The organism is Citrobacter sp. 50677481 (assembly GCF_001463265.1).
In the GTDB taxonomy this organism is placed as follows: domain Bacteria; phylum Pseudomonadota; class Gammaproteobacteria; order Enterobacterales; family Enterobacteriaceae; genus Citrobacter_A; species Citrobacter_A sedlakii.
Map to the genome: position 1 here is coordinate 23,854 of NZ_LNHZ01000048.1, position 11,903 is coordinate 35,756.

The following is an 11,903-nucleotide window of genomic DNA, read 5'->3' on the forward strand; positions in this document are numbered from 1 at the left end:
TAAGGATGTTAAAAAAGAACAATACGGAATATTCGCATAACGTACGGTTGTTAAATAAAAGTTGCAATATTTGCCGAGGCTATCGCTTTGGCATAAGATGGAAAGTGTAAGGAGAGTAAGGGCTTACGCTACGGCTACACGCAAAAGGAGGCACGGCGATGATCTTTTTCTGGGCGTTTCTGGCGGTAAGTATACTGGGCGTTAGCGGCTATGTCGGCCAGGTTTTAGGCTGGGGTTCCGCCGTCTGCGCCTTCATCGGGATGGTTGTGCTCGCCGCTATCATTTACTATCTGACGATGTGGTTGACCGTTGGTGACGAAATGGTCACGGGATTGTTTCTTTTCCTTTCTCCCGCCTGCGGCCTGATGATTCGTTTTATGGTGGGCTACGGAAAACGTTAATTAATCTGAAGGTAATGTACTTTCATTTGTATGCGGCATTGTTATTTTTATTTCACCGGCATTCGCATTCATGCGCATAATAATCTGAGAGTGCGAATGCCATTTTCAGATTGATCGCGTAAATGGAACATAGCCGTGGCTATCTTTTTCAGAATCTGCTTTTTTAATGACAATTATCCTAATAATAATCTTTAGGCCAGTCGCAGGTTGGCTTAAATTAACCTTAAGCAGTACTCGGAAAATTCTTCATTATCGTCATCTACACATATTGGCGCGCCGTTTTCCGTCTTTTTTAGTCTCCCTTGATCCTCATTCTCCATTGATAAACACCCTGCCCAGATAGTGTTTGCATCAGAACCGTTGTGTGTGTATTTTTATGCAATAAATGTGCATAAAAACAATGAAGGAGCGTCAGATGTTCAGTAAGTGGATGAAAGCAGGCTGTTTGATGATCGCCCTGACGGGCGCAGCGATGGCGGCGCAAGAGATATACGTCGTGGGTGCTGGCGGAACGTATCGCCCGTTTGAGTTTGAAAACAGCCAGAAACAACTGGAAGGCTTTGATATCGACATCATTAAAGCCATCGCCAAAGCGGAAAATTTTGAGGTCAAACTGGTCAACACGCCGTGGGAAGGCATTTTCGCCACGCTAAATTCCGGGGATCGCGACATTATCATTTCAGGCATCACCATCACCGATAAGCGCAAGCAGATGGTCGATTTTTCCCATCCTTACTTCCCGGCTGAGCAGTCGATAGTTGTTCCTGCTGATTCCACTGTGACCTCTCTGGCATCGCTAAAAGAGGAAAAGGTCGGGGTGGTGAACTCCAGCACCGGCGACATCGTGGTATCCGGTGTACTGGGTAAAAACAGCACGGCGATTAAACGCTTTGACAACACCCCGTTGATGCTACAGGAGCTGTTTGAAGATGGCGTAAGCGCGGCGGTGGGCGATGTTGGCGTGGTGAAGTATTACATCAAGCAGCACCCGGAAAAACAGTTCAAGCTGGTACCCGATGCAAAATTCGAACGTCAGTATTTTGGCATTGCGGTTGCCAAAGGTAATACCGAGCTGCAACAAAAAATCAATGCCGGGCTGAAGAAGATTATCGCTGACGGCACCTACGATAAAATCTACAAAACCTGGTTCGACAGCGAAGTGCCGACGCTTCCCGCTGAGTAACATTTTCTTTTTCTTTCTTTTTAGGCTGACACACAGTGAGTGTCAGCCTTTTTGCAGGGGAATACCATGACGGGATTTCGTTGGGAAATCATCCAGGAGTATGCGCCGCTCTTTATGGAAGGCGCGTGGATGACAATTAAATGCACAATCATTTGCGTCTGTCTCGGCACGCTCTGGGGTCTGACGCTGGGCCTTGGCCGAATGGCGAAGGCCGAACATGGCTTCTGGAAGTATGCATTGCGCTATCTGGTTCAGTTTCCGGTGCGCTTTTACGTCAGCGCGTTTCGCGGCACGCCCCTGTTTGTACAGATCATGGTGGTCCATTTTGCGCTGGTTCCCCTGTTCATTAACCCGCGTGATGGGATACTGGTGACCAGCGGAATCATGAGCGCGGACGTTGCCCGCGAACTGCGGTCGGGCTATGGCGCGTTTTTATCCTGTATCGTCGCCATTACGCTGAACGCAGGCGCTTACGTTTCTGAAATCTTTCGTGCGGGGATCCAGTCGATTGACCCTGGACAAATGGAAGCCTCACGCGCGCTCGGAATGCCATGGTGGAAAACCATGCGCAAAGTGATTCTTCCACAGGCCTTTCGCCGTATTCTTCCGCCACTGGGCAATAACGCTATCGCGATTGTCAAAGACTCCTCTCTGGCGTCGGCCATCGGGCTTGCCGATCTGGCGTATGCGGCGCGTACGGTCTCGGGCGCCTACGCCACTTATTGGGAACCCTATCTGACCATTTCGCTGGTGTATTGGGTGCTCACCTTCCTGCTCGCGCAACTGGTTAATCGTCTGGAAAAGAGGTTCGGTAAAAGTGATCCACATTAAAAATTTACATAAACACTTTGGCGACAACCCTGTGCTGCGCGGCATTGATTGTGACATTCAGCCGCAAGAGGTGGTGTGCATCATTGGGCCTTCAGGGTCAGGCAAAAGTACATTTCTGCGCTGCATGAACGCGCTGGAATCGGTGACGGAAGGCGAAGTGGTGGTGAACGGCTTTGCGGTACACGATCGTAAAACCGATCTCAACAAAATGCGTGAAAGCGTCGGAATGGTGTTCCAGCGTTTTAACCTGTTTCCGCATATGACGGTGCTGGAAAACCTGATCATGGCGCCAGAAATGCTTCAGGGGGTGTCGCGTAAAGAGGCGATCGGCCGGGCTGAAATGCTGCTCGAAAAAGTCGGACTGAGTGATAAACGCGATGCCTGGCCGTCCCGTTTATCCGGTGGACAGCAGCAGCGCGTCGCGATTGCCCGCGCGCTGGCGATGAACCCGTCAATTATGCTTTTTGATGAGCCAACCTCGGCGCTGGACCCGGAACTGGTCGGTGATGTGCTGGAGGTCATGAAAAAACTGGCCGATGAAGGGATGACGATGGTCATCGTGACCCATGAAATGGGCTTCGCCCGGGAGGTCGCGGATCGGGTGATTTTCATCGACCACGGCGTTATTCAGGAAGAAGGCTCGCCGGAGACGCTCTTTACTTCGCCGGCTAATCCCCGCACCGCCGAATTTCTGAGTAAAGTGCTGTAAGGCCGGAAACCTGCGGAACGGCATCAACGCCCTCTGCGTCGTCGCACCACTCAACGTGCGGGCTGAGTCAGGGACAGTGATTTTCTGCCCATGCTGCGCCCGCACGCATTTCCGTCATACCATGAATCGGCAAGCCGCTGAGAGAACTATTAGGGCATAAACAGGGAAGGGGGAAGTGAATGAGAAAGTGTCCCCTGCAGGAATCGAACCTGCAACTAGCCCTTAGGAGGGGCTCGTTATATCCATTTAACTAAGGGGACGAAGCGGCACGAGTATAGCGGTTTTTGTTCGCCGGAGTAAGTACGGTGCCGCCTGACTGCTCAAACCATCGCCATTCAGGATTGTTTTTCCTGCTCTTTCTGCTGTTTTTTGAACCGCTCGGCGTGAAGTCGCGCTTCTTCTTTACGCTTATTGCTCATGTCGTTACGGATCTGCGCGTGGCTCATCAGGGCGAAAATAAAGGTACCGCCGCAGATATTACCCGCCAGTGTTGGCAGGGCAAACGGCCATAAGAAGTCGCTCCAGTGCAGGGTGCCGTTAAAGACGAGGTAAAGGATCTCCACCGATCCCACGACGATATGGGTGGTATCGCCCAGGGCAATCAGCCACGTCATCAGGATGATGACCACAATTTTCGCCGCGCCGGCTGCCGGAAACATCCACACCATGGTCGCGATTAACCAACCGGAAATGATCGCGTTGGCAAACATTTCGGTCGGCGTGTTTTTCATCACGTCCATGCCGATTTTGACAAACGCGTCACGGGTTTCTTCATCAAAAATGGGCATATACTCAAACGCCCAGGCGGCAATGCCGGTACCGAGCACGTTACCCAGCAGCACCACGCCCCACAGACGCATCAGCAGGCCAAAATTGCCCGCCGTGGGATTTTGCATGACGGGCAGAACCGCCGTCACGGTGTTTTCCGTAAACAGCTGCTGGCGAGCCATAATGACAATGATAAAACCAAAGGTATAACCGAGATTCTCAAGTAAAAAACTGCCCGGCACGCCCTCAAGCTGCACGTGGAAGATGCCTTTTGCCAGCAGCGAGGCGCCCATCGACAGTCCGGCCGCGATAGCGGACCACAGCAGCGCCATCGCGTCACGCTCCAGCTCTTTCTCTCCATCCTGGCGGATATGTTCGTGAATGGCCATTGCCCGTGAGGGGAGTCGGTCCTCATCCACTTCTATCTTTTTCCCGCTCTGTTTTTCCTCGCTTTCTACTTCCAGTTCATCGCTATGCTTGTCGATCTTATCGTCTTCGAGATTATCCATAATTCGCCTCCTGGATGCGCGCCTGTCAGATAAAGCGTAGCGGCTTTTCGCTGGATACCTGGGTGAGAAACTCTGAAATCGCAAAAATGGTAACGTTTGTTTTTCTGCTTCCGGCTAGAATAGAAGCGCTACGCGAGTGCATAGCCAGGCTATGATCAATTCAACAGGCGCGGTGATATAGACATCGTTTGACGTGCTGTTACAATCGCTCACACCTTAACAGGCGGATACGTTAGCGTTCCGTCATGGATGGCAATCCGCGATAGCCATAATTAACAGGGAGACATTTATGAAGCTTCGCCTGTCGGCGCTTGCGCTGGGAACCACACTGCTGGTGGGGTGTGCGAGTTCCGGTACAGAACAACAGGGGCGTTCAGATCCGTTAGAAGGGTTTAACCGCACCATGTACAATTTCAACTTTAACGTGTTGGATCCGTATGTCGTTCGACCGGTGGCTGTCGCCTGGCGTGATTATGTCCCACAGCCAGCCCGTAATGGTTTAAGCAACTTCACCGGCAACCTCGAAGAACCTGCGGTCATGGTGAACTATTTTCTGCAGGGCGATCCGTATCAGGGGATGGTGCATTTCACCCGTTTCTTCCTGAACACCCTTCTCGGCATGGGCGGCTTTATTGACGTCGCCGGTATGGCGAACCCGAAACTGCAGCGCGTTGAGCCGCATCGCTTCGGCAGCACCTTAGGACATTACGGTGTAGGCTATGGCCCTTACGTCCAGTTACCGTTCTATGGCAGTTGGACGCTGCGTGAGGATGGCGGCGATATGGCCGATACGCTATATCCAGTCCTTTCATGGCTGACCTGGCCGATGTCGATCGGTAAGTGGACCCTCGAAGGGATTGAAACGCGTGCTCAGTTGCTGGACTCCGACGGCCTGTTGCGTCAGTCTTCCGATCCGTACATCCTGGTGCGTGAGGCTTATTTCCAGCGTCACGACTTCATTGCCAACGGCGGGAAGCTCAAGCCGCAAGAAAACCCGAACGCGCAGGCGATCCAGGACGATTTAAAAGAGATCGACTCAGAATAAATGAATACCGGACCGCGAAGCGTCTGGCCGGGCCTGGCGTTCGCGCCGTTAGCGGGTACGATGATTTTTTGGATGCATAAAAAAGGGGACGCCAGAAGGCGCCCCCTTTTTTTCATCTGACCATGATCAGAATGCGTAGTTCAGGTTCATACCGTACAGCCAGGCTTTCCCTTCAGATTCGAAAGAGTACGGGCCTTCTTCAAACTTCACTTTCTGGCCGTGCATGTAAGACACGCCAACATCCACTGAGGCATCTTTATTGAAGGCATAGGTAGCGCCAGCGCTCAGCCAGAAGCGGTCCTGATCCGGAATAGAAATGGAACGACGGTTGGCCGGAACCGGGCTGTCATCAAAGGCGATACCGGTGCGGAACGTCCAGGTATCGTCATAGTAATAGGTTGTACCCAGCGCGATGCGATAAGAGTCTTTAAAGCCCTCTTCTTTATAAAACAGCGTCTGACCGTTGCTGCCTTTCGCCTTCAGCTCTTCGAACTGACTCCAGCTGGTATAAGCCATGCTGTAGTGAACCGCCCACTGTGGCGCGACGCGGTTGTAACCTGAAATTTCCCACATTTCCGGCAGGTTCAGGTTAAGTGAACCGTCGATCGTCCCGCCGTTAGTTCCAGCAGGCAGGCTGGCAAAGACCGGACGCAGTTGCGGCGGAATACGGTCAGTCGATGGCAGGCTACTGCGGTAATCGCCGTCGAAGTCAACTTTGACTTCTGAACGGTAGGTAAAACCGTAACGGTTGTCTTTATCGACTTCATAAAGGATCCCGGCGTTCCAGCCGAAGCCCCATTCGTCGCCCTTCAGACGCGCAATCTGGGTATCCGCCGGGTATTGCGCCGCCAGTGCCGGAGGAATACGTCCGCCGGAGCCTGCCACGATTTGCTGCGGCAAGTCGCCGGCATAACGCTCGAGCTTAGCTTTGGCATAAACGGCGTTAAACCCGAGGCCGAAGCTGAAATGATTGTTCAGACGATAGGCGCCGCTCAGGTTCAGGTTGAGCGTTTCCAGATCGGTTTTTCCACCCATGGAGCCCGCGGCGTAGTTGTTATTAAACTCCGTCGCCAGGCCGTAGTTAGAGGTGACAGATGCCCCCCAACCAAACTGATCGTTAATCGGGGCCACAAAGTGCAGGTTTGGCACCCACGCCGTCGGCGCAATGTTATCCTGGCTGGCATCATTACCAATGCGCGAGCGACCGGAGATATCCACGTCCGGATCAACAAAGATTGCGCCGCCCGAGAAGGTTGGGCGGTCGAACATGGTGATCAGCGCCGGGTTACGGCTAACGTTACCCACGTCGTCCGCGATAGCGCCTTCACCTGAATAGGCCCGGCCAAGGCCAGAGGAAGAAAATTCGTTTAGCTGAAAGCCTGCAGACCAGGCCTGGGTAGATATAAGTGCCACTGCAACTGCGAGAGCAGACTTTGTAAACAGGGTTTTCTGGCTCATGACCATAACCTCAATGATTTATTTTTATACAAACTATGTTACATGCTGTAACAGGAGCGCGAAGTGTAGGGTCTGCGGTACGACATAGAAATCAGACCAGTGGCGTGAGTATAGGTCTGACCAGCTGATATGTTGCAAGTATGTTTATAAGTTTTTTCAATTGTGATCTCAGAAACGCGATCCAGCTGGCAATTTTGCCGGGGAGCGCACATAGCCGTTTGGGTTGAATTTGTTTTAGATCATTTTTAAGTGTGATTTCGGTCACTTCTCGCATTTCCCACCATTAACGACTGGAGAGGCGAAAGTCGGAGGCGTAAAATATCGCTATCGTTTATCTGGCACCCTGGGTGCGAATACAGAGGAAATCTACAATGAGTAAATGCAGTGCTGATGAAACCCCGGTTTGCTGCTGTATGGACGTTGGTACCATCATGGACAACTCCGATTGCACCGCGTCATACAGCCGTGTGTTCGCTAACCGCGCAGAAGCGGAAGAAACGCTGGCGGCGCTGACCGAAAAAGCGCGGAACGTGGAGTCCGAGCCTTGCCAAATTACTCCGACTTTCACGGAAGAATCTGACGGCGTGCGCCTGGACATCGATTTTGTCTTTGCCTGCGAAGCCGAAACCCTGATCTTCCAGCTCGGTCTGCGTTAATCCCTTCATTATTTATCTGCCCCGACAACCTTTTGTCGGGGCTTTTTCGTTTCATCCCGTCATTATTCACTGTGTCACAGCTCTCACTTTCATCCGCCCCTGCTTGGCTAAATGTAAAAAATTGGTTAAGACTATGATCAGGTCAGACCACTTATTTTATTTTTACAGGGGAGTGTTATGAGTCAGGCTATACCGCTGGTCACCCGCCAGGGCGATCGCATTGCCATTGTGAGCGGGTTACGTACCCCTTTTGCCCGCCAGGCTACCGCCTTTCATGGTATTCCCGCTGTCGATCTTGGCAAAATGGTGGTGGGCGAACTGCTGGCCCGCAGTGAGATCCCCGTAGACGTCATAGAGCAACTGGTCTTTGGTCAGGTTGTCCAGATGCCGGAAGCGCCAAATATCGCACGTGAAATTGTCCTCGGCACCGGTATGAGCGTGCATACCGACGCTTACAGCGTAAGCCGCGCCTGCGCGACCAGCTTTCAGGCGGTCGCTAACGTAGCGGAAAGCCTGATGGCGGGTACGATCCGCGCGGGGATTGCCGGTGGCGCGGATTCCTCGTCGGTATTGCCCATTGGCGTCAGTAAAAAACTGGCGCGAGTCCTCGTGGATGTGAATAAAGCGAGGACGATGGGGCAACGTCTGAAACTCTTTTCCCGCCTGCGCTTACGCGATCTGATGCCCGTGCCGCCCGCCGTCGCCGAATATTCGACTGGCCTGCGGATGGGAGATACGGCGGAACAGATGGCGAAAACCTACGGAATCACCCGTGAGCAGCAGGATGCGCTGGCCCACCGTTCACATCAGCGCGCGGCGCAGGCGTGGGCGGAAGGAAAGTTAGCCGATGAAGTGATGACCGCCTGGACGCCGCCGTTCAAGGCGCCGCTGTCTGAAGATAACAATATTCGCGGCAACTCGACGCTGGCGGATTACGCCAGACTGCGTCCGGCCTTTGACCGTAAACATGGTACGGTGACCGCCGCCAACAGTACGCCGCTGACAGACGGGGCGGCAGCGGTGATCCTGATGACCGAATCCCGCGCGAAAGAGCTGGGGCTGATTCCGCTCGGCTATTTACGCAGCTACGCCTTTACCGCTATCGATGTCTGGCAGGACATGCTGCTGGGACCGGCCTGGTCAACGCCGCTGGCGCTGGATCGGGCGGGCTTAAGCCTGAGCGATCTGACGCTGATTGATATGCACGAAGCCTTTGCCGCTCAGACGCTGGCGAATCTGCAACTGCTGGGCAGTGAGCGTTTTGCCCGCGAGGTGTTGGGACGCGCCCATGCCACCGGTGAGGTGGATGACAGCAAGTTCAACGTACTCGGTGGTTCGATTGCTTACGGGCACCCGTTTGCCGCCACCGGCGCCCGGATGATCACCCAGACTCTGCACGAATTGCGCCGTCGGGGAGGCGGCTTCGGTTTAGTCACTGCCTGTGCGGCAGGCGGTCTGGGTGCGGCGATGGTTCTGGAGGCAGAATAATGGAAATGACATCGGCTTTTACGCTTAATCTGCGTCCGGACAATGTGGCGGTTATCTCCATAGATGTACCCGGTGAAAAGATGAACACCCTGAAAGCGGAGTTTGCGAGTCAGGTACGCGCGATCCTGAAACAGCTTCGCGAAAACAGGGAACTGCGCGGCGTCGTTTTTATTTCCGCGAAAGCGGATAATTTTATTGCTGGCGCGGATATCAACATGATTGGCAACTGCGCAAGCGCGCAGGAAGCGGAGGCGCTGGCGCGTCAGGGACAACAACTGATGGCGGAAATCAACGGTCTTCCGGTGCCCGTCATCGCCGCTATTCACGGCGCCTGTCTGGGCGGCGGACTGGAACTGGCGCTGGCCTGTCATGAGCGAATCTGTACCGATGACAGCAAAACGGTATTGGGCCTGCCGGAAGTACAACTGGGGCTGCTGCCGGGTTCCGGCGGCACACAGCGTTTGCCGCGGCTGGTCGGAGTCAGTACGGCGCTGGAGATGATCCTCACCGGCAAACAACTGCGTGCGAAGCAGGCGTTAAAGATGGGACTGGTGGACGATGTGGTTCCGTTGTCGATTCTGCTCGAGGCTGCGGTTGAACGGGCTAAACAGGATCGGTCAACGTCGCGAACGCTGCCGGTGCGCGAACGCGTTCTGGCGGGGCCGCTGGGGCGCGCGCTGTTGTTCCGTATGGTCAGTAAAAAAACCGAACAGAAAACACACGGTAACTTCCCGGCGACAGAACGTATTCTTCAGGTGATCGAAACTGGCCTGGCGCAGGGCAGCAGCAGCGGTTACGACGCGGAAGCCCGCGCTTTTGGCGAGCTGGCGATGACGCCGCAATCGCAGGCGTTACGCAATATCTTCTTTGCCAGTACCGAGGTGAAAAAAGATCCCGGTAGCGATGCCCCGCCGGGGCCACTTAACAGCGTTGGCGTGCTGGGGGGCGGGCTGATGGGTGGAGGAATTGCCTACGTGACGGCCTGTAAAGGCGGCTTACCGGTTCGCATTAAAGACATTAATGTTCACGGCATCAATCATGCGCTGAAGTACAGTTGGGATCAGCTTGAAACAAAGGTACGTCGTCGCCATATCAAAGCCAGCGAACGGGACAAACAGCTGGCGTTGATTTCAGGCGCCACCGACTATCGCGGATTTTCCCATCGTGACCTGGTCATAGAAGCTGTCTTTGAAGATCTGGCGCTAAAACAGCAGATGGTGGCGGAAGTTGAGCAAAACTGCGCGTCCCATACCATTTTTGCCTCTAACACCTCATCTTTACCGATTAGCGACATCGCCGCCCATGCCGCCAGGCCGGGGCAGGTGATTGGTCTGCATTTTTTCAGCCCGGTTGAAAAAATGCCCCTGGTCGAGGTCATTCCCCATGCCGCCACCTCTGAGCAGACCATCGCCACCACCGTTAAGCTGGCGAAGAAACAGGGTAAAACACCTATCGTGGTGCGCGACAAGGCCGGATTCTATGTAAACCGTATTCTCGCACCCTATATCAACGAAGCCATACGCATGCTGACTGAGGGGGAGCGGGTCGACGCTATCGACAGCGCGTTGGTGAAATTTGGTTTTCCGGTGGGGCCTGTCCAACTGTTGGATGAAGTGGGAATCGATACCGGCACGAAAATTATTCCCGTTCTGGAAGCCGCTTATGGCGAGCGTTTTAGCGCCCCTGCAAATGTTGTTTCCTCAATTTTGAACGACGATCGCAAAGGCAGAAAAAATGGTCGCGGTTTCTATCTTTATGGTGCAAAAGGGCGTAAAAGCAAAAAACAGGTCGACCCTGCGATTTATACGCTTATTGGCGTTCAGGGGCAGAGCAGGCTTTCCGCCCGGCAAATGGCTGAACGGTGCGTGATGCTGATGCTCAATGAGGCCGCGCGTTGCTTCGATGAACAGGTGATCCGCAGCGCTCGCGACGGTGATATTGGCGCGGTATTCGGCATTGGATTTCCGCCGTTTCTCGGTGGTCCGTTCCGTTATATGGATTCTCTCGGCGCGGGTGAAGTGGTTGCGGTATTGCAACGCCTGGCTTCGCAGTACGGTCCACGGTTTACGCCGTGCGATGCGTTATTGCAGATGGCGGAGCGGGGTGAAAGTTTCTGGAAAGCAGATGCAACTGGCCTGAATTTTAAAGGTCAAATGTAGGGTGAATCCGCAACGAATGGCCGTGAGTTGGTTAAATTGTAAACACAGATTGACTATACTTACAGCGTTGAGGTAAAAAACAGCGTTTCATTCGGTGAACGGATAAGGCACAATGCCGGCCACCGCATTTCGGCGACCGTTCAGACGGTTTCAGCAAGAATGCGGGTGATTCTGGTTAACAAAAGCGGTGCAATATGCAAGTTTTTATCATGCGTCACGGCGACGCGGCCCTCGACGCCGCCAGTGATTCGGTTCGTCCCTTAACCGTCTGTGGTTGTGACGAATCGCGCCTTATGGCGAACTGGCTGAAAGGTCAAAAAGTGGATATCGAACGTGTTCTGGTGAGCCCGTTCCTGCGAGCCGAGCAAACGTTGGACGAGGTAGGGGAGTGCATGAACCTGCCGGGTAACGTTGACGTTCTGCCGGAGTTGACGCCCTGCGGCGATGTCGGCCTCGTCAGCGCGTATCTTCAGGCGCTGGCCAATGAAGGCGTCTCCGGCGTTCTGGTGATCTCCCACCTGCCGTTAGTCGGCTACCTGGTGTCTGAATTGTGCCCGGGAGAAACGCCGCCTATGTTTACCACATCAGCGATCGCCAGCGTCACGCTGGACGAAAGCGGCAAAGGGGTGTTCAACTGGCAGATGAGCCCGTGCAACCTCAAAATGGCAAAAGCGATGTAAACATCCGCTGCCTGAT

Annotated in this window: 11 protein-coding genes and 1 tRNA gene; 9 read left to right on the forward strand and 3 right to left on the reverse strand. The window is 53.8% G+C overall.

The annotated features are described in order from the left end of the window. Positions 1–158 precede the first annotated feature (158 nt). The 4 genes from APU02_RS11635 to APU02_RS11650 all read left to right on the forward strand — a co-directional run bounded on the left by APU02_RS11635 (position 159) and on the right by APU02_RS11650 (position 3,124). On the forward strand, positions 159–401 hold the full coding sequence (locus tag APU02_RS11635) for a YfdY family protein (RefSeq protein ID WP_060570087.1): 243 nt from the start codon (positions 159–161) through the stop codon (positions 399–401). Positions 402–816: 415 nt separating this feature from the next. After that, the gene (locus APU02_RS11640) at positions 817–1,584 is read left to right on the forward strand and encodes a basic amino acid ABC transporter substrate-binding protein (RefSeq protein ID WP_060570088.1); all 768 of its coding nucleotides are present in this window, start codon (positions 817–819) and stop codon (positions 1,582–1,584) included. A 66-nt stretch (positions 1,585–1,650) separates the two neighbouring features. Then, positions 1,651–2,415 (forward strand): amino acid ABC transporter permease, encoded by a 765-nt coding sequence (locus APU02_RS11645; RefSeq protein ID WP_060570089.1) that lies wholly within the window; start codon positions 1,651–1,653, stop codon positions 2,413–2,415. After that, complete coding sequence (locus tag APU02_RS11650; RefSeq protein WP_042290782.1) at positions 2,402–3,124, forward strand: amino acid ABC transporter ATP-binding protein; 723 nt, start codon at positions 2,402–2,404, stop codon at positions 3,122–3,124. The genes APU02_RS11645 and APU02_RS11650 overlap by 14 nt, the downstream gene beginning before the upstream one ends. A gap of 188 nt (positions 3,125–3,312) precedes the next feature. On the opposite strand, the gene APU02_RS11655 is transcribed toward APU02_RS11650, so the two are convergent. After that, positions 3,313–3,384, reverse strand: a tRNA-Arg gene (locus APU02_RS11655). A gap of 75 nt (positions 3,385–3,459) precedes the next feature. After that, entirely contained in the window at positions 3,460–4,401 is a 942-nt protein-coding gene (locus APU02_RS11660) for a formate/nitrite transporter family protein (RefSeq protein WP_042290775.1), read from the reverse strand. Positions 4,402–4,690: 289 nt separating this feature from the next. On the opposite strand from APU02_RS11660, the gene mlaA reads away from it, so the two are divergent. After that, positions 4,691–5,446 carry a phospholipid-binding lipoprotein MlaA gene (gene mlaA, locus APU02_RS11665; RefSeq protein WP_042290774.1) on the forward strand — a complete coding sequence of 252 codons (756 nt, stop codon included), beginning with the start codon at positions 4,691–4,693 and terminating at the stop codon, positions 5,444–5,446. A gap of 126 nt (positions 5,447–5,572) precedes the next feature. Here the strand turns inward: mlaA and fadL are convergent, their stop codons facing one another. Beyond that, entirely contained in the window at positions 5,573–6,904 is a 1,332-nt protein-coding gene (gene fadL / locus APU02_RS11670) for a long-chain fatty acid transporter FadL (protein ID WP_042290772.1), read from the reverse strand. Positions 6,905–7,275: 371 nt separating this feature from the next. On the opposite strand from fadL, the gene APU02_RS11675 reads away from it, so the two are divergent. From APU02_RS11675 to sixA, 4 genes are all read left to right on the forward strand, one after another. Then, the gene (locus APU02_RS11675) at positions 7,276–7,560 is read left to right on the forward strand and encodes a YfcZ/YiiS family protein (RefSeq protein WP_024132813.1); all 285 of its coding nucleotides are present in this window, start codon (positions 7,276–7,278) and stop codon (positions 7,558–7,560) included. Positions 7,561–7,737: 177 nt separating this feature from the next. After that, positions 7,738–9,048: an acetyl-CoA C-acyltransferase FadI gene (gene fadI / locus APU02_RS11680; RefSeq protein WP_060570090.1), complete on the forward strand. Its 1,311-nt coding sequence runs from the start codon at positions 7,738–7,740 to the stop codon at positions 9,046–9,048. After that, a complete protein-coding gene (gene fadJ, locus APU02_RS11685; RefSeq protein WP_060570091.1) occupies positions 9,048–11,207 on the forward strand; it encodes a fatty acid oxidation complex subunit alpha FadJ in 2,160 nt (719 codons plus the stop codon). Before fadI ends, fadJ begins: the two co-directional genes overlap by 1 nt. A 194-nt stretch (positions 11,208–11,401) precedes the next feature. Then, positions 11,402–11,887 (forward strand): phosphohistidine phosphatase SixA, encoded by a 486-nt coding sequence (gene sixA, locus APU02_RS11690; RefSeq protein WP_042290767.1) that lies wholly within the window; start codon positions 11,402–11,404, stop codon positions 11,885–11,887. The last annotated feature ends 16 nt before the right edge of the window (positions 11,888–11,903 follow it).

Coding starts and splice junctions, on each gene's coding strand:
- APU02_RS11635 (WP_060570087.1), top strand. CDS start 159: ATGATCTTTTTCTGGGCGTTTCTGGCGGTAAGTATACTGGGCGTTAGC.
- APU02_RS11640 (WP_060570088.1), top strand. CDS start 817: ATGTTCAGTAAGTGGATGAAAGCAGGCTGTTTGATGATCGCCCTGACG.
- APU02_RS11645 (WP_060570089.1), top strand. CDS start 1,651: ATGACGGGATTTCGTTGGGAAATCATCCAGGAGTATGCGCCGCTCTTT.
- APU02_RS11660 (WP_042290775.1), bottom strand. CDS start 4,401: ATGGATAATCTCGAAGACGATAAGATCGACAAGCATAGCGATGAACTG.
- mlaA (WP_042290774.1), top strand. CDS start 4,691: ATGAAGCTTCGCCTGTCGGCGCTTGCGCTGGGAACCACACTGCTGGTG.
- fadL (WP_042290772.1), bottom strand. CDS start 6,904: ATGAGCCAGAAAACCCTGTTTACAAAGTCTGCTCTCGCAGTTGCAGTG.
- APU02_RS11675 (WP_024132813.1), top strand. CDS start 7,276: ATGAGTAAATGCAGTGCTGATGAAACCCCGGTTTGCTGCTGTATGGAC.
- fadI (WP_060570090.1), top strand. CDS start 7,738: ATGAGTCAGGCTATACCGCTGGTCACCCGCCAGGGCGATCGCATTGCC.
- fadJ (WP_060570091.1), top strand. CDS start 9,048: ATGGAAATGACATCGGCTTTTACGCTTAATCTGCGTCCGGACAATGTG.
- sixA (WP_042290767.1), top strand. CDS start 11,402: ATGCAAGTTTTTATCATGCGTCACGGCGACGCGGCCCTCGACGCCGCC.